The sequence below is a fragment of the Kordiimonas sediminis genome (assembly GCF_014656395.1).
GTDB lineage: Bacteria > Pseudomonadota > Alphaproteobacteria > Sphingomonadales > Kordiimonadaceae > Kordiimonas_A > Kordiimonas_A sediminis.
On record NZ_BNCI01000002.1, the window covers coordinates 17,536 to 39,000 of the forward strand.

A 21,465-nucleotide genomic window follows, 5' to 3' on the forward strand; every position below is an offset into this window, starting at 1 on the left:
ATCCCCAAGAGAATGCAGAAGTTTTACAATTGTTATCATATCGTAATTATGAGGGTCCTTATTCGCGCATCGTATTTTACAGCACTCTGGTCCTGCGTCAATATGTCCAGGTGGCGAAGGTGAAATTGTCAAAATCGCTGAAAACCTAAAGTTTTCCGGGGAGGTAAAGGGAGGATTCCATCGGCTTTCTGATCACTTGACCTTGGTCAAACAGCCTTACGTCATCTTCTTGCATTTTACACACAGCAAATATTCAGAGGAGATGGCTATGCTTAGTCAAGGCGTTTCAAGAGGCGCACAGAATACGGCCCTGGGGGCAAGCACACTGGCATTCACTGTATGCTTTGCCGTATGGACTATTTTTTCAATCATCGGCATCAAGATCAAGGCCGATTTGGGTCTGAGTGATACGCAGTTTGGTATCCTCGTGGCAACACCTGTTTTGACGGGGTCGCTTAGCCGCATCTTCTTGGGGGTCTGGACAGACCAATATGGTGGGCGCGTTGTTTATACCGTACAAATGCTGGTAACCGCGCTCGCTGCCTATTTGCTTACCATGGTGACAACTTACGAAATGTTCCTGGTTGCGGCTCTTGGAGTCGGTCTGGCGGGCGGCAGTTTTGCTGTTGGTATTGCATATGTTTCCAAATGGTATGAAAAAGAAAAGCAGGGCACAGCCTTAGGCATTTTTGGTATGGGTAACGTAGGAGCGGCTGTCACCAACTTTGGTGCGCCATTCCTTTTGATCGCTGTCGGTGGTTCTTGGCAGGGTGTGGCTCAGATTTACTCAATAGTTCTTGCTATCACTGCTGTTCTGTTCTTTCTCTTTACAAAGGACGACCCTGCGACAGCTGCCAGAAAACAAACTGGCCAGAAGCACGCGTCATTTATGGAGCAAATGGAGCCCCTGAAAAATCTTCAGGTATGGCGGTTTGCGCTCTATTATTTCTTCGTCTTTGGCGGCTTTGTTGCGTTGGCTCTTTGGTTGCCTCGCTACTATGTTGGCGCCTATGGTCTTGAGCTGCAAACAGCGGGAATGCTGGCGGCAGCCTATGCCTTGCCGGGTTCAATTTTCCGGGCGTTGGGGGGCTGGCTGTCAGACAAGTATGGCGCACGGACAGTTATGTACTGGACCTTTATAGCTTCCGTTGTTTGTACTTTCTTTATGTCTTACCCAGCAACGGATTATACAGTAGCAGGCATCAATGGGCCGATCAGTTTCAACTTGACTATTCCACTTGAGCTCTTCGTCTTCCTGACGGTGGTGCTTGGGTTCTTTATGTCGCTTGGTAAGGCGGCGGTGTATAAACATATCCCGGTTTATTACCCTGATCATGTTGGATCGGTAGGCGGTATCGTTGGGCTGATTGGTGGCCTAGGTGGCTTTTTTCTACCTATCGTCTTTGGCTACATGAATGATGTTATCGGCGTTTGGACAAGCTGCTTCATGCTGCTCACAATCATCATCGGGATTGCCCTGACATGGATGCACTTCGCCATCCTTAACCTTGAAAAGAAACGTACACCGGCACTTCGCGGCCCCCGCAATTTGCCGGAACTGGAAGCCCTGCACGACTAGGGCCAATAACAGTGCTGGGCGAGAGGCTTCGCCCGGTGACTGTTCAGGAGAAAACTTATGTCTGACATTACAAAAGACAACATGGGTTCAGCTGTTTCCCAAACGAGCGGTGACCTAAGAGGCTGGGACCCGGATAATGAGGCCCAGTGGGAAAGTGTAGGTAAGAAAATTGCCACACGTAACCTTTGGATTTCGATACCCAGCCTTTTGTGCGGCTTTGCTGTATGGCTTTACTGGGGAATCATCACTGTGCAGATGATGAACCTTGGGTTCCCATTTGCACAAAGTGAACTCTTTACACTGACTGCGATCGCTGGCCTATCCGGTGCAACCCTTCGTATCCCTAGCTCCTTCTTTATCCGGTTGGCAGGGGGGCGTTATACGATCTTCTTCACGACTGCCCTGCTGATCCTGCCAGCGCTTGGGGCCGGTTATGCACTGCAAAGCCCTGATACACCACTGTGGCAATTTCAGTTATTGGCACTCCTCAGCGGCTTTGGTGGTGGTAACTTTGCATCATCCATGTCAAATATCAGCTTCTTTTATCCTAAGAAAATCCAAGGCTATGCGCTTGGTATGAATGCAGGGCTTGGCAATTTTGGTGTGACTACCATGCAGATTCTGGTGCCTCTTGTTATGACTTTTGGTCTCTTTGGCGGTGACAGCATGACACTTCAGAACACCTCCGGCACGCTGATAGGTAAAATCCCCGCAGGGACTGAAACATTCATCCAGAATGCTGGCTTTATCTGGGTGGTCTTTCTCGTGCCACTTGTGATTGCAGGCTGGATCGGGATGAACAATATCCGCGACGAGCATGTTTCACCTGATGCGGATGGTGCTATTTCTGGATTTGCTAAAATCACAGGCATGCTTTTGATCGGGCTTCTGACCTCCGTGTTTGGTTTGTGGCTGTTGCTGCCAGAAGCTGTGGGTGGGTCTGGTATTGAACTTTCCAAATGGATTGTCTTGCCGATCGTTATTGCCCTTACTTTGTTCCTGCTAAAATTGATCCCGGGCAAGGTGAATACCAACCTGAAGCGTCAATATAAGATCTTCAACAACAAGCACACATGGGCGATGACTATCATCTATACCATGACATTTGGTAGCTTCATTGGTTACTCAGCAGCACTTGCGCTTGCGATCAAGGTGATTTTTGGTTTCCAGCACCTGCTTGTTGACGGTGTGATGACCCATAATACTGTGAACCCAAATGGCCCAAGTGCCTTGATGTTCGCCTGGATGGGGCCGTTCATTGGTGCGCTTATCCGTCCAATTGGTGGTAAAATGGCGGATAAATGGGGTGGTGCCTATGTGACCCAGATCATTTCTGTGGTCATGGTTGGCTCTGCGCTTGGTGTGGCCTATTTCATGAAAGCAGCCTATGCCTCTGCAGCGCCTGAGCAGTTCTTCTATCCGTTCCTAATTCTGTTCATTATTTTGTTCGCTGCGACCGGTATCGGTAACGGCTCTACTTTCCGTACCATTGCGATTGTCTTTAACAAAGAACAGGCGGGCCCCGTGCTTGGCTGGACGTCTGCTGTTGCAGCTTACGGTGCTTTCATCATCCCTAAAGTATTCGGGGAACAGATCAAAGCAACAACACCAGAATATGCGCTGTACGGCTTCGCCATTTTCTACGGCGTTTGCATCCTGATCAACTGGTGGTTCTACCTCCGCAAAAACGCTTACGTGAAAAACCCGTAAGGCATTAACTGGAGATCTCTAATGAGCAATTTCTTAGATAGACTGAACTATTTCAAGGCTAGCCCCGAAACCTTTGCGGACGGGCACGGCATCACCACTGACGAAAGCAGGGACTGGGAGCATGCCTACCGTGGACGCTGGGCGCATGATAAAGTTGTGCGCTCTACCCACGGGGTGAACTGCACGGGCTCCTGTTCCTGGAAAATTTATGTGAAAAACGGCCTGGTAACATGGGAAACCCAGCAAACGGATTACCCAAGAACCCGGCCGGATCTCCCGAACCACGAACCAAGAGGATGTGCGCGCGGTGCCAGTTATAGCTGGTACCTATACAGTGCATCCAGGCTCAAATACCCCATGGTGCGTGCGCGTCTGATCAATCTTTGGCGTCAGGCAAAGGCGGATCATTCTGACCCTGTAGATGCATGGGCGAGCATTTGCTCAGACAAGGAAAAGGCGACGACTTATAAAAAGGTTCGCGGCCTTGGCGGTTTTGTCCGTGCTGACTGGGATGAGGTAAACGAAATCATTGCAGCAGCCAACATCTATACTGCCAAACAGTATGGCCCTGACCGTATCATTGGTTTCTCCCCAATTCCTGCCATGTCCATGATTTCCTACGCTGCGGGCTCACGGTATCTGTCGTTGATAGGGGGTACCTGTATGAGTTTTTATGACTGGTATTGTGACCTTCCGCCTAGTTCTCCGCAAACATGGGGCGAGCAGACGGACGTGCCTGAAAGTGCCGATTGGTATAATTCAGGGTACATCATGGCATGGGGGTCAAACGTGCCGCAAACCCGGACACCGGATGCCCATTTCTTTACGGAAGTTCGTTACAAAGGCACTAAAACCGTTTCAGTTACCCCTGATTATTCAGAGGTTGCGAAGCTGACTGACCTGTGGCTCAACCCACGACAGGGTACAGACAGTGCCCTTGCAATGGCGATGGGCCATGTGATCCTCAAAGAATTCCATTTGGCCGGCAAGTCGGACTATTTTGATGACTACTGCCGCCAATATACCGACATGCCCTTCCTAGTGTGCCTTGAAAAACAAGGCGATCGTTATGTACAGGGCCGGACGCTCCGCGCCAGTGACCTTGAAGGTAATCTTGGCGAAGAAAAGAATGCGGACTGGAAACCAGTTTTGTTTGATGCCAATACAGGCGAGGTAAAAGTGCCGAACGGTACTATTGGCTCCCGCTGGGATGGTAGTGCCAAATGGAACCTTGAGCTTAAAAATGCGGCTGACGGGTCTGAGATCTGGCCCGAAACTAGCCTCGCAGAAAAACATGATGCAGTTGTTTCAGTAGGTTTCCCGTATTTTGGTAACCTTGAAAACGACCAACCAATCTTCAAGCATACCGACCATGACGGTATCCTTGACCGTAATGTGCCTGTCCGCAAAATCAAAACCGCTGCAGGCGAGGAAATGGTAGTCGCCACTGTTTTCGACCTTCTTGTTGCAAACTACGGCATAGATCGCGGCCTTGGTGGTAGCAATGTTGCCAAAAGCCTGGACGAGGACATTCCTTATACCCCTGCATGGCAGGAAAAAATCACCGGAGTGGCAGCAGATAAGGTGATCAAGGTAGCCCGTGAGTTTGCGGATAACGCAGATAAAACACATGGTCGGTCTATGGTCATTCTAGGAGCGGCTATTAACCACTGGTATCATATGGACATGATCTACCGTGGGATTATGAATCTGTTGATCATGTGTGGCTGTATAGGTAAGTCCGGCGGTGGCTGGGCCCACTATGTGGGGCAGGAAAAACTCCGTCCGCAAACCGGCTGGCAGCCACTCGCATTTGGTTTGGATTGGTCACGCCCCCCCCGGCATATGAACTCCACCAGCTTTTTCTATAACCACTCAGACCAGTGGCGGTATGAAAAACTGGGCGTGGATGAAATCCTGTCACCAACAGCTGATAAGGAAAAGTGGAAAGAGTACAGCCTGATCGACTGCAATGTGCGGTCTGAACGGATGGGCTGGCTACCATCTGCACCGCAGCTTAACCGCAACCCGCTAACGATTGCCCGTGATGCTGAAGCTGCCGGAAAATCTGAAGCTGATTTTGTTGTAGACGAGCTGAAATCCGGCAACCTTGGCTTTGCCTGCGAAGACCCGGACAATCCGCAGAACTTCCCACGTAATCTCTTTGTATGGCGGTCAAACCTTTTGGGTTCAAGCGGCAAGGGGCACGAATATATGCTGAAACACCTTTTGGGTACCCAGCATGGCTTGCTTGGCAAAGATCTGGGTGCAACCGACGGCACACAAAAACCCAATGAAGTGGTTTGGCATGATGAAGCACCGGAAGGTAAGCTTGATCTGGTCGTCACGCTTGACTTCCGTATGTCTACTACCTGTGTGTACAGTGATATCGTTCTGCCGTCTGCTACATGGTACGAAAAGAACGATCTGAATACGTCAGATATGCATCCGTTTATCCACCCACTGTCACGAGCCGTTGACCCGGCCTGGGAAAGCCGTAGTGATTGGGATATATATAAAGGCATTGCAGAGAAATTCTCTGAACTATGCCTTGGTCATTTGGGAGTAGAAAAAGACGTTGTAACCCTGCCGATCCTGCATGACACACCGGCTGAACTGGCTCAGCCCCTGGGCGTTCAGGACTGGAAAAAGGGTGAATGTGACCCAGTTCCCGGCAAGACAATGCCATCGCTGATCACAGTTGAACGGGATTATCCTAACACCTATGCCCGTTTCACGTCTGTTGGTCCGCTCCTTGAAAAGATGGGTAATGGCGGCAAGGGCATTAACTGGAAAACCAATGAAGAAGTTGAATTCCTTGGCAAGCTGAACGGCAGCCACACAGAGGGTGCCAATGCCGGTCGACCAAAAATTGTAACCGACATTGATGCCACGGAGGTCGTTCTCTCGCTTGCGCCTGAAACTAACGGGCATGTGGCAGTCAAGGCATGGGGCGCCCTTGGTCAGCAGACAGGGCGTGACCATACCCATCTTGCCCGTCCGAAACAGGAAGAAAAAATCCGTTTCCGCGATATTCAGGCGCAGCCACGGAAGATTATTTCTTCGCCGACATGGTCCGGGCTTGAGGATGAGCATGTAAGCTACAACGCGGGCTATACCAACACCCACGAACTGATCCCGTGGCGTACTCTTACAGGGCGTCAGCATTTCTATCAGGATCATGAATGGATGCGTGATTTTGGGGAAACACTCTGTGTCTACAAAGGGCCAGTGAACACCAAAACAGTCAAGCCTGTTGCCAGCCTTGGCGAAGGCAAGAAAGAGGTGGCGCTGAACTGGATCACCCCACACCAGAAATGGGGCATCCACTCTACTTATTCCGATAACCTTCTGATGCTGACCTTGAACCGGGGTGGCCCAGTTGTGTGGATGTCAGAAGTGGACGCGAAAAAGATCGATGTGGAAGATAATGACTGGATCGAACTTTATAATGCCAACGGTGCAATCGTGGCACGGGCGGTGGTTTCCCAGCGTGTTCCTGAAGGCATGACCATGATGTATCACGCGCAGGAAAAAATCATCAATACACCCAAGTCCGACACAACTGGCGGCAGGGGCGGTATCCATAATTCTGTTACCCGTGCAGTTGTCAAGCCAACCCACATGATTGGCGGCTATGCCCAGCTTTCATACGGCTTCAATTACTACGGAACCGTTGGGTCAAACCGGGATGAGTTCGTCATGGTGCGTAAACTGGAAAATGTCGACTTTGGGGATGAAAACCACCAAAGCGAAGCAGCAGAATAGGAGAAAGACCGATGAAAGTAAGAGCACAGATCGGTATGGTCCTGAACCTTGATAAATGTATCGGGTGCCACACCTGTTCCGTAACATGTAAAAACGTCTGGACCAGCCGCGCCGGTGTTGAATATGCCTGGTTTAATAATGTGGAAACCAAGCCCGGTGTGGGCTACCCACGCAACTGGGAAGATCAGGACCGCTGGAATGGCGGCTGGAAGCGTAAATCGAGTGGTAAAATCCAGCCGAAGATGGGGGGTAAGTTCCGTTTGCTGGCTAATATTTTTGCCAACCCAGACTTGCCGGAAATCGATGATTACTATGAGCCTTTTACTTTTGACTATGCGCATTTGCAGCAGTCTGGCGAAAGTAAGGACGTACCAACAGCACGCGCCCATTCAGTAATCACCGGTGACAAGATGGAAAAACCGGAATGGGGTCCCAACTGGGAAGAAATCCTTGGTGGGGAGTTCGTAAAACGGTCACAGGACTATAATTTCAAAGATATCGAAAAAGATATGTACGGTGAGTTTGAAAACACCTTCATGATGTATCTGCCGCGGCTCTGTGAACACTGTCTTAATCCAGCATGTGTGGCGTCATGCCCATCTGGCGCGATCTATAAGCGCGAAGAAGACGGCATTGTCTTGATCGATCAGGACAAATGCCGCGGTTGGCGCATGTGTGTCAGCGGCTGTCCTTATAAGAAAATCTATTTCAACTGGCAATCTGGCAAATCAGAGAAATGTACATTTTGCTTCCCGCGGATTGAAAATGGTGAACCCACAGTTTGTTCCGAAACTTGCGTTGGGCGTATCCGTTATCTTGGTGTGATGCTGTATGACGCTGACCGCATTGAAGAGGCCGCCAGTGTTGCAGATGAAGGTGCACTTTATGAAGCGCAATGCGATATCTTCCTAGATCCGAATGATCCGGATGTGATCGCTGCTGCAAAACGCGATGGTGTACCGGATAGCTGGCTGGAGGCTGCGAAGGCATCTCCTGTCTACAAGATGGCGATGGAATGGAAAGTAGCCTTCCCGTTGCATCCGGAATACCGCACTTTGCCCATGGTTTGGTATATTCCGCCTCTGAGCCCAATTCAGAGTAAATGGGAGGAAGGTCAGATTGAGGACGATGGAGTTATTCCGGATGTGTCCAAGTTGCGTATTCCTGTCAAATACCTGGCAAACATGCTGACAGGCGGCAAGGAACAACCTGTCGCCCACGCTTTGGAACGTATGCTGGCGATGCGTGCTTATATGCGTACTCGCCATGTGGATGGGGCGGCCGATGACAACATCCTTGATCATGTTGGCCTCGACGTCAAAACCGTAGATGAAATGTACAAGGTGATGGCGATTGCTAACTATGAAGATCGGTATGTAATCCCGACTAATCACCGCGAATATGCAGGTGATACGCCATTTGACAATGACATCGCGTTTGCCAGCCGTAGTGAGTGCGGGTTCAGTTTCGGTAACGGCTGTTCAGGAGGAGCTACGAAAAAGTCGCTCTTTGGGACGCCAACCCACAACAATAGCATGAACGGCATAGTCAGGAGGGGATGATGAAGACATTCAAAATAATCGGTTTGCTCCTGTCCTATCCAAAGGAAGATATGCAGATTCATGTGGATGAGTTGATTGAAACTGTCAGTGAGGAAAAACTGGTTCCCAGAGCAGTTGAACGTAATCTTCTTGAGTTTATGGATAAACTCGCCAATCGCAATCTGTTGGAAATTCAGGAAGAGTATGTCGCAACTTTTGATCGCAGCCGAGGACACTCACTATATCTGTTTGAACATATTCACGGTGAAAGCCGGGACCGGGGGCAGGCAATGGTTGATCTTATTGGCCACTATAAGTCCCGTGGGTTGGAGCTGAACGTCAGGGAACTCCCTGACTATTTGCCGATGTTTCTAGAGTTCCTGTCACTGTGCAATCCAAAAGAGGCGCAGGAACTCCTTGGTGAAGTGGTTCACATCATCGCTGCTGTTGGGGCCAAGCTGAAGGCAAAGGGCAATGACTACCATATTGTCTTTAAAGCGCTGGCTAGTCTGACGAAGGCAGAAATCAACAAAGACTTTGTCAAACAGGCGCTGGCCGAAGATGCGGCCAGGGATGACAGTTTTGAGGCGCTGGATAAGGAATGGGAAGACACCCCAGCCTTCGACGGAACCGGGGCCGTGGACTGTGGAACATGTCCCAGCGCGATGCCGCGCCCCGGCGTCTCACCTGAAATTAGCAATGTAAAGCATTAGGAGGATAAAATGGCCAGTTACCTTAATGAATTCGTGTTTGGCATATATCCTTATATCGCCATTGTCATCATGATTGTAGGTAGTATTTTCCGCTATGATCAGGATCCATATAGCTGGAAGGCGGATAGTTCACAGCTTCTTCGCAAGAAAGGATTGCGGCTTGGCTCAAACCTTTTCCATATTGGTATTATCCTCTTATTCTTCGGGCATCTTGTGGGCTTGCTTACCCCGGAAAGTGTCTACCATCTGGTGATGTCAGCTGCGACCAAGCAGAAAATGGCAATGATAGCGGGTGGTATTTTTGGAGCCATGTGTTTTGTGGGGATGACCATGCTGCTGGTTCGGCGTCTGACGGATCCTCGTATTCGTGCAACTAGCAAAACGTCTGATACGCTGATCCTGTTGATACTCTATATCCAACTGATCCTTGGTCTTGGTACTATTCCGTTTTCAGCGCAGCATCCCGATGGCAGCAGCATGATTGCTCTCGCGAACTGGGCCCAGCATATTATCACTTTCAGGGGTGGGGCTGCAGATTATGTGATGCATGAAGCACTGGTCTTCAAGCTGCATATCTTCCTGGGGCTGACAATCTTCCTTATCTTCCCGTTCACTCGTCTTGTGCATGTATTCTCAGTGCCGATCAAATATTTTGTTCGGTCAGGGTATCAGGTTGTTCGGAAAAGGGGATAAGTCATGCCGATCTACGTTAATCAGACCGAAATTGATGATAATGCGGTTTTTACTGAGATGCAGTATCACTCAGCTGAAAATATGGAAGAAGCCCGCAATGCGGCTGCACAGGCACTGGTTGTTCGGGAATTGATGCAGCAGGAAGCCCGTCGTTTGGGTTTGCTTAAAGGCGAAAGGGTTGAAGAAGAGCATATTGATGCAGCCCTAATGCAGCTTGTGGAAGAAGCCGTGGCAGTACCTGAGGCAACGACTGATGTGTGCAGGTCCTATTATGATAGCAATGTTGACCGTTTTCGGACCACGGATGCAGATGGGCAGGTTATGCCATTTGGGGCAGTAGAGGATAAAATCCGGGACTATCTTCATACACGCAGTGTGCGGGAAGGGATTCGGTCTTACATTCTGAACCTGGCTGAAAATGCTAAGATTACCGGTTTTGACCTCGCGGCTTCCCTTTAGGGGGGAGCCGTCGACATTCCGATACAGGGGAGAGTACCCATGGATTCATATGAAGGTTTAATCGAAGGGTATCAGGCATTTCGTACCAAATATCTGGACAAAGAGTTTGAAGCTTATCGTACGTGGGCAGGAAAGACACAAAAACCAAAAGTGATGGTGATTGGTTGCAGTGACAGCCGGGTAAATCCTGCCATCCTAACCTATGCGGGACTGGGAGAAATCTTCGCGGTCAACAATGTGGCCAACATTGTGCCTCCGTTTGTTGAAGGACGGCACGACCATTATTCAGTGGGCGCAGCAGTGCAGTATGCAGTGACCGTGCTGGAGGTGGAGCATATTATCGTGATGGCCCACAGCGGATGTGGTGGTATCAGGGCATTGATGTCACAGCCCTCGGCAGAAGCCCCTTTGGTTGATGATTATATTTCAGGCTGGGTACAGGTTGTCGCGGACGCCAAAACAGCTGTTGAAGACGGCATGGACTTCGCCTCTTTTGAAGAAAAATGCCAAGTCTGTGAAATGGAGGCTGCACTCGTATCAGTTTCAAACTTGATGAGCTTTCCTTATGTGGATGAAGCCCTCAATAATGGCAGGCTTGATCTCCATGCTTGGTACTTCATTATCGAAAGTGGTGAACTGTTGTCTTACAACTTTGATGAAGGCCAATATCGCCGCCTGATCCGCCCTAACTCTTGATCCGTCGACGTTAGCCGGGTGCGACATTTTCGCACAGTTCTCGTTGTTTTTCAGACGCTTGACCTAGGTCACGTGGCAGGTGCGGTGCCTGACGTACATACAGGTTATGTGAGACGACTCAGGAGGACTAAAATGAGAAAAGTCACAACATCTGTTATTGCTTTGGCTATGGGCATGGCTTCAGTTCCGGCCCTGTCTTCTGACGCTGAGAGTGTTATTGATGCGTTGTCAAATGGTGATGTAAGCCTTGACCTGCGTTACCGTCTGGAAATGGTTGATCAGGACGGCTTGCCTGACAATGCTACGGCTTCTACGCTCAGAACCAAGCTTGGATACAAGACCGGCACCTATAGTGGCCTGTCAGGGTATCTGGAGTTTGAAAACACGTTGGTTCTCGGCAGCACTAGCTACAACAACACACTGAACGGCAAGACAAGCTATCCTGTGGTGGCCGACCCTGCCTCAACAGAGATCAATCAGGCCTTCTTGCAATATTCAGCCGGGAACGGCTTTGCATTTAAGGCTGGCCGTCAAGGAGTAAACCTTGGGAGTCAGCGCTATGTTGGTACCGTTGGCTGGCGTCAGAATGACCAGACCTTTGACGCGGTTACTGCCGTATATTCGGCGGATCAACTGACTGCAGTTTATAGTTATGTCTGGAATGTGAACCGAATATTCTCCAACGATCACCCACTTGGTAACCTGAAAACCCAGACAAATGTTCTATATGCTAAATATGCAGCATCCGAGTATCTAAATCTTGAAGGTACGGCGCTGTTAATCAATCTCAACACGCCAAACAATGCGGTGGATGCAACGCTGTCGTCCAAAACATTTAGTTTGCGGGCAACTGGCGGCACGTCCCCCAATGAAGGGTTGAAGATCGGGTACGCGGTTGAATATGCCAATCAGTCTGATTATGCGACAGACAAACGTGATTATAACGCTGATTATTGGAATGCTGAGCTCTCTGCCTCTGTTCGTGGGTTTACGGTAAAGCTTGGCTATGAACTCCTGGGCTCTGATAATGGACTAGCCAGTTTCCAGACACCCTTGGCAACCCTGCATAAGTTTAACGGTTTTGCGGACAAGTTCCTTTCAACGCCTGCGAACGGGCTTGAGGATAAGTTTGTCCAGCTATCTTACAAAACATCTGGTGATGGGCCGCTGTCCGGAATTAATTTCATGGCTGTCTATCATGATTTTTCTGCGGACGTCGGTGGTGCTGACTATGGTACTGAAATTGACTGGGTGATTACGAAGAAACTGAGCAAGACTTTCTCGCTGAATGTCAAGGGCGCACACTATAGTGCGGACAGTTTCGCAACCGATACTGATAAAATCATGATCACACTCGGCGCCAAATTCTAGTTATACTCTGGGGTTGGGCAGCCAGCCCCAAAGTTAAAGAATACAGGTAAGGAGGGGGCGGAAATCCAGCAACATGAACGTCTGGCCATTAGAAGTTTTGGATTTCATTCCTTTTTTATTATGACGTCGTTGTTTGCAGCAGACTTTGGCGTGTCTGGGTATTTTTGTTTCCTTTTGGTGTCTTTGTATACGGCGGGTATGCAGTACAGATCGGCACTTGAGCTTCCAAAAGTACGGAAAACTTCCCCGGCTGTAGCTCTTATACTATAAGAAATTTGCGACTGAGCTTCCACATTCTCCAAGACTAACATTGAATCTATGTTAAGATTTTCTAAGAATAGCGGTATAGTGGCAACAATTATCAGCGTGCCAATATTTTATTGTTCTTTGTGGCTGTATAATAATGCTTCGAAGTAAGCCTCTTCATTGGGCAGGCGGAATGAGGCATTTCGCCAAGTCAAGCCAATTAGGCAAACTAATCCGTCAAAAATGAGTAGAGACCTTCCAGTCTTTCGCAGCTTATTGGCTTACAGCAATTCCTCAGATGAAGATGCTCAGACGATCCTTAGGTATTGTTTTACGGACTATCGATGCGTTCAAACAATAAGTGAGTATGCACCCCAGAATTGTTACCCAAAGGAGAGGGTAAAAACATATCAGGCACATTCTTCAGGTGGTTCAATGGGCCTCTTTCATCAAAACAGGCCTCGCTGTACATGTATATGCAACTTGCTTCAATCATATCATATGGCAATACTTCGACAGTGGCACTTGCTATACATTGTTGTACGCATGATGTGTCCGTCGGGCTGGCTACACCGCAACGCTTTTCACATATTGAGGTCGAAGGGCTGACGCTCGCGGAAGTGCAATAGAGGGGGCCTTCAGGGTTTGGCATGGCTACTAATGGATTGCCAGGGGATGAATTTTGGCAGCAACTTGATGCGCTAGTATAATCAGTACAAAATTGATTATTGCTGCCAGCACACGCTTCTTGAGCCCCAAAATAGGTTTGTATTGCTTGTGTGCAAGACTTACTCATGCACGTCTGTTCCAATTCATTGCAAGCGAAGGAGCTATTTTGGCGAGCTTTAAATAATTTATCCACTAACTCTTTGGATCGATGCCTAGTGTAGCAATCTCCCAAATAACAATATCGATAATCCCAACTCCCATCGGAATTAATCTTAAAATACTGACCTTCATCAAAATATGAAGTCCTGCCAGAAGAGTCCTCATATGACGTGATATTTCCATCACCATCATAATGTGTAACAGAAATCATATTTCCATCTTCGTCACTAATCTGCACGTAGGAACTGGTGACGTTACCTTCACTATCGACAACATAGCCTCCTGATCGCGAATTGTCGCTATCTTCTTCTGGGGCACCAGTTACAACGACAGTAGTATTTCCCTCAGAATCCGTTGTCACCTCTGTAACCGTGCCATCTGACCAAGTTGTTCTGGTAGTCGTCCTGCCGTCCTCATAAGTAGTGGTTTCTTCTTCAACGGTGGCATCATCTGAAGGACCTAATTCTTTAGGCTCATCATCAGATTCCTCATCCGCTGAATCTGGAGAGCCACTTGAATCTGAACCTCCTTCCGATACTAAACCCATAGGATCTATATTTTGGTTATCTGAATCGTCCATGCAGTTTCTGAGGATACCCATTAAGCTATCAAACATAATGCTGTTTTGTGGTTTTATTTCCATTGAAAGACAGGAGTTTGTATCATTAGTCAGGCCTACCGACCCAAAATTAATTCCATTCCCCGGTATATTGCTTCTATTACTGTTCGAGCTGGTTGACCAGTTTGCAAACCATTTATTCTGTTCACATCTGTTTTTGAAATGTTCTTTGAAGTGGCTATTATTTTGGCTAGGTATATTTAGTCCTACCCACCTGCCGTCTGGGCATTTACCAACAGCGGCTGCGTTAGGGCTAATCGTTCCGCTTGCTACAAGATTATTGATTCCGTTTACAATTACCTTAATCATTTCCTGATCGTAAGATGCAAGCAAACTAGCTGTTTTAGTGCATAGCATATTGTTTGCGATATTTAGCCTACAGACCCACCTTGGCGCAGAACGTAGGCTTGCAATATCCTGTATAGAAGCTTTGGTTTTCAAGTTTACGTCTTTGTAATCTTTTGCGTTCCGCAGAGATAAAATTAAACCAGATTTGTCAGGCTTATTAACCTGTGCCAAATTTTCAGACCTGACAGATAGAAATTCATTACAAAGAGCTTTAAATGCAGAATTAGTCTTTGATACCTTGCACCACTTGGGGGAGCTATCGCTGATATCATTGGAATAAGCTAATGAACCTTGAGTGCTAAACACCAGTACTAAAAAGATCAATTTCGAAACGAGTAATATTATCCGCATAGCCACACCTCACGTGTAATGCTCAGACAACACTTTACCAACAATTGAGCTGATTTATTCCCTTCAAATCATATAACATGATGACGCTGAATTGTCACATTATTGGAGTTGTTTGAGGCAGTCGTCATTCTGCTTGCTAATGGCTATTATGACATAGCTAGCTAAGTCGAGCCTCTACTGGGAAATAATTCCTGCCGGACTGCTAGATAAGCCAGCGAAATTTCGCTCAAATTTTAGTCCTCGCCATGTGCTTGATGTTGACTTCGGTTCGTAATACAGAAGGAAAGATGGCACTTACAACATAACGTTTGCTGACTTCATTACCTATTTTGTGGGTGAGCTTAGTGTTCTTGTTCATTATTGTGACAAGACGGAGAGGGTGACACATTTTACTAACAGTAAGGATGTTGACGGCACTCAAGATTCCGGCCCCAATAAGGCGGGCGACCAAAATAGTGTGTTTACTGTTGGTACAAAATCTAAAGAGGCGAAGAGTAGTCCGCAGGACGTGCAAGGTAAGCTCGGTATAGGAATGGGTCGAGGGAATAATTCTGTAGCATTTGATACGAAATCAAGTGAGATTATAGAGGTTAAGAATCCTGTGACCTGAGCGAACGAGAAAGTAATCACGGATGATGTGGATCTAAAGGACAGAAACCCTGAGCTCAAAAAGAGGAAATAGCTGTGCCTGAAGAAGTCAACGTTAAGGCGGAAGAGTTGGTGCGGCTTTATCGTACTTTGGCACGCGTTCGATACTTTTTTGCATAGACCTGATGCGGTTTTGGTTGATTAAATCTGTGACTTTGGAGCCCAGATTTATCAAGAGCTGCATGATTTGGAATATGATGTCGTGTGGAACTGGCTACCGGAAGAATTACAAGAAACTCTAATGGAAGAGTAGCCTTTGCCTTCTCCTCGCTCACTACGGAGCGATGTGTGGCGCGTTCACTCGGTCAGGGCATGCCATTTAGCTCAGGGTAGGCGGCTCGCAGATCAATCGTATCCATCTCTACTGTAAGGTTCCTATGTACCCACCCGATCTGTTCGGAAGAACAGGGGATAAACGGCGTCTGTTGGCTTCAGTATCACAATGCAATATAAAGAAAACTTTATATTTCTGTTGACGATTGTTCGTAAATCCGTCAAATAGTCTTTGTCGATGGTTCTTCCGCGTTTTTATGCTGAAGCTAAGAGGGAATTCGGTGCGTTTTTGACAAGTCCGGAGCTGCCCCCGCAACTGTAAGCGGCACATTCGTTTTCAAAGATGACCACTGTGGCCACCGGCCATGGGAAGGTGGAAAACGGGTATCAAGCCGCAAGCCAGGAGACCTGCCGCGACAGTATTGAATGTCCTCGGGCGGGGTGTCCCGGTGAATGTTGTGTGGTAGGAGGCCAGCTGTTAGCAGGTCGCCTTTGCATGCTTTCCCAGGCCTTTGCCCCCTTATTTAATGGGGTTAAGCCAATGACCAAAAAATCTATAATACCTGTTGCCACACTTGGCACACCACGTATCGGTTCGCGACGCGAACTGAAGTTTGCCTTAGAGCGATACTGGGCCGGCCAGTCTGATGCGAAAACCTTGCAGCAGGAAGCTGCGGCGCTACGCCGGTCAATCTGGACCAGACAACATCAGGCAGGTGTTGATATCGTGCCTTCGAATGATTTTTCACTGTATGATCATATTCTTGATACAAGCGTGACTGTGGGTGCGGTCCCGCCTGTTTATGACTGGAAAGGCGGGTATGTCAGCCTGCCAACCTATTTCGCCATGGCGCGGGGAGATGCCCAGGAAGAGTCTTGCTGTGGAAAGGTCGTAAGTAGCGGTATCCCGGCCCTTGAAATGACGAAATGGTTCGATACCAATTATCATTATCTGGTGCCGGAATTGTCAGCGGAACAAGAATTCACCCTGACATCGACAAAGGTATTGGATGAATTCCGCGAAGCACAGGCGCAAGGTATCCCGTCCCGCCCCGTACTTGTGGGGCCTGTTACCTTTCTGAAGCTATCCAAGGCGACAACTACAGACTTTGATCCGCTGTCACTTTTAGGACGCCTTCTGCCTGTTTATAGTGAAATTCTTCAGAAATTGTCGGCGTTGGGGGCGGAATGGGTACAGATTGATGAACCTGTTCTGGTGCTGGATTTGGATGATAAAGACAGGAGCGCCCTTACACTGGCATACGAAACATTTGCTCGAGATGTACCTGACTTAGAGATCATGCTGGCCACATATTTTGGGGCACTGGGTGATAATCTTGAAACTGCCGTGTCGTTGCCAATTTCTGGGCTTCATTTGGATTTGGTCCGCGCCCCTGAGCAATTGTCACACGTTATCAGTAAAGCCAGAGAGGATTTGATACTCTCCCTTGGGGTGATTGACGGTCGCAATGTATGGCGGGCTGACTTGCAGGGTCTATATGACTGGCTCGCCCCGATTGTAGCGGAACGAGGCAGGGAGACATTCCAGATAGCTCCTTCCTGTTCGTTGTTGCATATGCCGGTGGATATTGATCTGGAAACGGATTTGGACCCGGAGTTGAAAAGCTGGCTGGCGTTTGCGTATCAAAAATTTGAAGAATTGAAGGCGCTGTCCACTGCTCTCGGGGAAGGGATTGGCTTTGTCACAGAGGTGCTTGAAGTCGCGACCAGAGCCGTCAGGGCGAGAGCGCAGTCCGGTAAAATTCATAATGAAGAAGTGGCTGCGAGTGTTTCGGCAATTAATGCAAGGATGGCACGCCGCTACAGTACCTTTGCGGTCCGGCGGCAGGCACAGAAAGCAGCCTTGAATTTGCCAGCTTTCCCCACGACGACTATTGGATCATTCCCGCAGACAAAGGATGTAAGAAAGGCCCGGGCGGCCTATGGGCGAGGGGATATGTCCAGGTCCGATTATGAAGCCTTCCTGAAGGCAGAGACTAAGACTGCTATCGAAGTGCAGGAAGATATTGGTATTGACGTCTTGGTGCACGGGGAGTTCGAACGAAACGACATGGTGCAGTATTTCGGGGAAAAAATGGCAGGGTACGCCTTTACCAAACATGGCTGGGTACAGAGCTATGGATCCCGGTATGTTCGGCCCCCCATTATTTTCGGAGATGTCTCAAGGCCAGAACCAATGACGGTCCATTGGTCATCGTACGCACAGTCGTTAACCGATAAGCCCGTTAAGGGCATGTTGACAGGGCCCGTAACTATGTTGCAGTGGTCGTTTGTCCGTGATGATATTCCGCGCGAGACTATTTGTAAGCAAATTGCGCTTGCCTTGCGAAGCGAGGTTACAGACCTGGAGGCAGCGGGTATTGGCCTTATCCAGATTGACGAGCCGGCGCTTAGAGAAGGGCTGCCGCTGCGGCAGTCAGAGTGGGCAGATTATCTGGACTGGGCGGTGGCCTGTTTTCGGATTACAGCGAGTGGTGTACAAGACGAAACGCAGATACACACCCACATGTGCTACTGCGAGTTCAACGACATTATGTACGGCATTGCCGCGCTGGATGCAGATGTTATTTCTATCGAGACATCCCGCTCGAAAATGGAGCTGCTGGACGCCTTTGTAACAGGTGGTTATCCGAATGAAATCGGGCCGGGTGTCTATGATATCCATTCGCCCCGCGTTCCATCAGTTGATGAAATGAAAGCGCTATTGCGGACAGCCAGTAGCAGGCTGGCACCTGATCAGATATGGGTCAATCCTGACTGCGGCTTGAAAACCCGTTCTTGGGAGGAAGTGACACCTGCTCTCAGACACATGGTGGCAGCAGCCAAATCCTTACGGACAGAAACCCTTTAACGAGTGTGATCATCAGTGGGGCCGCCATTACTGGTGGCCCTGCATGATATCTCACGCAGGTCAAGTGTATCCCGTACTGTCAGTAAGCGGCAGGAGGGCGGCTAGTATAGCGGCCCTTGCCGATTGTCCACAAAGATTACCGAAGGTGTTTTTTTAACCGGGAAAACAGCCCTTCGTCAGAGCGCGGCTTCTGCGTTGCTTCCCATTCTGCAATCTGGCGTGCATACTGTGTCTTGGTAACCCCATACCCTGGGGCTGGTTTTTGGATAGTCATTATATTTTCCTTCGCGGTCGTCATGAGCTGGATCGAGCCAGCATCTTTTAATTTTCTTATACATAACAGTATGGGAACACATTCTGGCTAAATCAAGGCTTCGAACGCTTTTTCTGAAAATTTTCAGAGTGATAAACTTTAAGGATATAGTGGTGCGGTGATAAGGGGGGCGGGTTGTAGTGGAGAGTGTTACTAAGACTCCACACCTAAGAAATGATTAGGTAAGTACCTTACCATTACTGTCTGCATTTCTTGATTATGCGTGATCACAGCAATAAGAAATAAAGCTGGTCGCGTTGGAGGTGTAGCGGTTTATGTCACGAGTATTGGAATCATTCCGCCATCAAAAGGCTGCTATTCGTAGAATAATAGCCAAGTACAGGCCCAATCCTGCGGATATTGATGAAGTTGAACAGGACGTATTTTTGACCTGTTTTGCGCTTGAGATGAAAGAAAATATCATCGAGCCAGATCATCTGCTGCTGAGGGTGGCGAAGAACCTGTCGATTAACCATGCGCAGAAGAAAATAAATAAAACATTGACCTTTTTGTCGGAATATGAGGAGTCGCCTGCCCTAATAGATGAGAGGCAGGTTTCTGCTGAAGAGCAGATGTCGGCAAAGCAGAAGCTTAAAATAATTGCTGAGGCTTTGGCGACAGTGCCAGAAAAAGATCGCCGGATTTTTGTAATGCGGCGGGTAGAAGGATTAAAGGCAACGCAGATTGCAACAAGGCTGAATATATCCGTACGGACGGCTGAACGCCGGAGTGCGGCGGCATTGTTGCACTGTTACAAATATTTAAAGTCTAACGGGTATGATCCTGTAGACTTCTGGATACCGTCGCAAAAACAGGATGGTGCGCCGCAGACTGATAAGGTCCGCGTGAATGATGGTAGACAGATAACCGCGATAACGACGAAAAAGACATGACGAACGACAATATCATACCCTTGCCGATGACGGACCGTATCGAGGAACAGGCTGCGATATGGGTAATGCGGCTTGCGGAAGGCGAGATTCTGGATACGGACGCCGAGCTTCACGAATGGCTTGGTGAAAGCCCACAGCACAGAGATGCGTTTGAACGTTTGAACGGCTTTTGGGATGGTCTGGATTTTGTGACCGGGTTGAATGATTTTGCGGAAAGCGATGTTGCGAAGGCTTCCATCCGGCAGGCGCGGATGGCGCACCGTTTTGGTTTCCTCCGCCCTGTTTTGACGGGGGCTGTTGCAGCTTCTGTTGTGTTAGCATTTATCAGTTTTGGCGTTCAGCTGTTTGATCAGTGGCAATCTCCTTATCAAGGGAACTATCATACGGCTATTGGTGAACAGCAGACTGTCAGCCTGCCAGATGGTTCAACGGTTATCCTGAACACGGATAGTGTGATTGATGTGGATTTCACAGATACTGCACGGCGCATCACCCTTGTGAGGGGTGAGGCCTATTTTGATGTGGCACCTGATAAAAAGAAACCATTTTCTGTTGAGACAAGTAAGGGTAGCGTCACCGCTGTTGGCACAGCCTTTTCGGTGAAGCTGGTAACCGAAAAGCTGAATGTTGTGGTGACAGAAGGGCGTGTTGCCCTGCAGGCCCAAACCCCGGAGCCGACTTTGGTGGCAGAAACTGTGCCGGCCGGAGAGCCGTCGCAGGAGAAACGCCGTGCCAGTAGCATGGAGGTAACCGCAGGGCAGACAGCTACTATTGATCAAGGCATTGAGGAAGTTTCCATCATCCAGCCTGATGCGCTTGAAAAAGCGCTGGACTGGCAGGACGGTGAGCTGTCCTTCCGCGGTGAAACGCTTGAACAGGTGATCGAGGAAATCGGCAGATATACGGATATTCGTATTGAGATAGCAGATGAAGAACTGCGCAATCAAAAAATCGTTGCTTACTACAAGATGGGTGATGTCGAACGAATTTTTGAAGCTTTCAACGTGATGGCAAACATTGGCGTAGAGCGTATCAGTCCTCATCACGTCCGTCTGTACCGCGCTGGCTAAGCCTGTCTTTGGTGGGTTTTTAGGTCCAGTGTTCAACTTTTTTATTTAGTAAAATCAGGCATCTATGAGTTTTTTTGCGAAAAAGTGTGATTTTGATGACAGATTTGTGACGCATTTACCGTGCTCGCCTGCCTTAAGGCTTGAGATCGGTAGGATTTGCTGTGGCAGTCTGACCAAAAGGTTACGATTATGAAGGGGTTTGGCCGGATCAGAAATATAGTATTATGTGCAATTGGATTTTTTTTAATCACACTATCCAGTTTCGCCCAGGATGCAGATACTCGATTTGAGTTTCGATTAAAGGGCGGAAAACTCGAGCAAGCACTAAACGACATCCATAAATTAACGGATGTTGAATTTTTATACTCTTTTGATCTAGTCGGTGTAGATGGGCTTTCCCCCGTTCATGGTGAATATACTGTCAGTGAAGCACTTAAGATAATGCTTCAGAATACAGGGCTTTCCGGTCTCCTT

Annotated in this window: 15 protein-coding genes and 1 riboswitch; of the genes, 13 read left to right on the plus strand and 2 right to left on the minus strand. The window is 48.5% G+C overall.

Going from position 1 to position 21,465, the window contains the following annotated elements:
* Positions 1-262: 262 nt before the first annotated feature.
* The 9 genes from IE181_RS07695 to IE181_RS07735 all read left to right on the plus strand — a co-directional run bounded on the left by IE181_RS07695 (position 263) and on the right by IE181_RS07735 (position 12,530).
* Positions 263-1,579, plus strand: a complete 1,317-nt coding sequence (locus tag IE181_RS07695; protein ID WP_373308360.1) for an MFS transporter — start codon at positions 263-265, stop codon at positions 1,577-1,579.
* 57 nt (positions 1,580-1,636) lie between these two features.
* A complete protein-coding gene (locus IE181_RS07700; RefSeq protein ID WP_229819255.1) occupies positions 1,637-3,289 on the plus strand; it encodes an MFS transporter in 1,653 nt (550 codons plus the stop codon).
* A gap of 21 nt (positions 3,290-3,310) precedes the next feature.
* Entirely contained in the window at positions 3,311-7,057 is a 3,747-nt protein-coding gene (locus IE181_RS07705) for a nitrate reductase subunit alpha (RefSeq protein WP_191251669.1), read from the plus strand.
* 11 nt (positions 7,058-7,068) lie between these two features.
* On the plus strand, positions 7,069-8,619 hold the full coding sequence (gene narH / locus IE181_RS07710) for a nitrate reductase subunit beta (RefSeq protein WP_191251671.1): 1,551 nt from the start codon (positions 7,069-7,071) through the stop codon (positions 8,617-8,619).
* Complete coding sequence (narJ, locus tag IE181_RS07715) at positions 8,619-9,311, plus strand: nitrate reductase molybdenum cofactor assembly chaperone (protein ID WP_191251673.1); 693 nt, start codon at positions 8,619-8,621, stop codon at positions 9,309-9,311. The genes narH and narJ overlap by 1 nt, the downstream gene beginning before the upstream one ends.
* A gap of 9 nt (positions 9,312-9,320) precedes the next feature.
* Entirely contained in the window at positions 9,321-10,004 is a 684-nt protein-coding gene (gene narI, locus IE181_RS07720; protein ID WP_191251675.1) for a respiratory nitrate reductase subunit gamma, read from the plus strand.
* Positions 10,005-10,007: 3 nt separating this feature from the next.
* Positions 10,008-10,463 (plus strand): SurA N-terminal domain-containing protein, encoded by a 456-nt coding sequence (locus tag IE181_RS07725; RefSeq protein WP_191251677.1) that lies wholly within the window; start codon positions 10,008-10,010, stop codon positions 10,461-10,463.
* Positions 10,464-10,502: 39 nt separating this feature from the next.
* Positions 10,503-11,159 (plus strand): carbonic anhydrase, encoded by a 657-nt coding sequence (locus tag IE181_RS07730; RefSeq protein WP_191251679.1) that lies wholly within the window; start codon positions 10,503-10,505, stop codon positions 11,157-11,159.
* A 132-nt stretch (positions 11,160-11,291) separates the two neighbouring features.
* Positions 11,292-12,530 (plus strand): alginate export family protein, encoded by a 1,239-nt coding sequence (locus IE181_RS07735; RefSeq protein ID WP_191251680.1) that lies wholly within the window; start codon positions 11,292-11,294, stop codon positions 12,528-12,530.
* A 577-nt stretch (positions 12,531-13,107) separates the two neighbouring features.
* Here IE181_RS07735 and IE181_RS07740 read toward each other — a convergent pair.
* On the minus strand, positions 13,108-14,922 hold the full coding sequence (locus tag IE181_RS07740) for a hypothetical protein (RefSeq protein ID WP_191251682.1): 1,815 nt from the start codon (positions 14,920-14,922) through the stop codon (positions 13,108-13,110).
* Between the two features lie 379 nt (positions 14,923-15,301).
* On the opposite strand from IE181_RS07740, the gene IE181_RS14750 reads away from it, so the two are divergent.
* Positions 15,302-15,532, plus strand: a complete 231-nt coding sequence (locus IE181_RS14750; protein ID WP_191251684.1) for an HYD1 signature containing ADP-ribosyltransferase family protein — start codon at positions 15,302-15,304, stop codon at positions 15,530-15,532.
* A 532-nt stretch (positions 15,533-16,064) separates the two neighbouring features.
* A riboswitch (cobalamin riboswitch) is annotated at positions 16,065-16,273 on the plus strand.
* Between the two features lie 111 nt (positions 16,274-16,384).
* Positions 16,385-18,715: a 5-methyltetrahydropteroyltriglutamate--homocysteine S-methyltransferase gene (metE, locus tag IE181_RS07750; protein ID WP_191251687.1), complete on the plus strand. Its 2,331-nt coding sequence runs from the start codon at positions 16,385-16,387 to the stop codon at positions 18,713-18,715.
* A 136-nt stretch (positions 18,716-18,851) separates the two neighbouring features.
* Here metE and IE181_RS07755 read toward each other — a convergent pair whose 3' ends face one another.
* On the minus strand, positions 18,852-18,989 hold the full coding sequence (locus IE181_RS07755; protein ID WP_191251689.1) for a hypothetical protein: 138 nt from the start codon (positions 18,987-18,989) through the stop codon (positions 18,852-18,854).
* Between the two features lie 314 nt (positions 18,990-19,303).
* On the opposite strand from IE181_RS07755, the gene IE181_RS07760 reads away from it, so the two are divergent.
* Positions 19,304-19,921 (plus strand): RNA polymerase sigma factor, encoded by a 618-nt coding sequence (locus IE181_RS07760; RefSeq protein ID WP_191251691.1) that lies wholly within the window; start codon positions 19,304-19,306, stop codon positions 19,919-19,921.
* Positions 19,918-20,991: a FecR family protein gene (locus IE181_RS07765; RefSeq protein WP_191251693.1), complete on the plus strand. Its 1,074-nt coding sequence runs from the start codon at positions 19,918-19,920 to the stop codon at positions 20,989-20,991. The genes IE181_RS07760 and IE181_RS07765 overlap by 4 nt, the downstream gene beginning before the upstream one ends.
* Positions 20,992-21,465 lie beyond the last annotated feature (474 nt).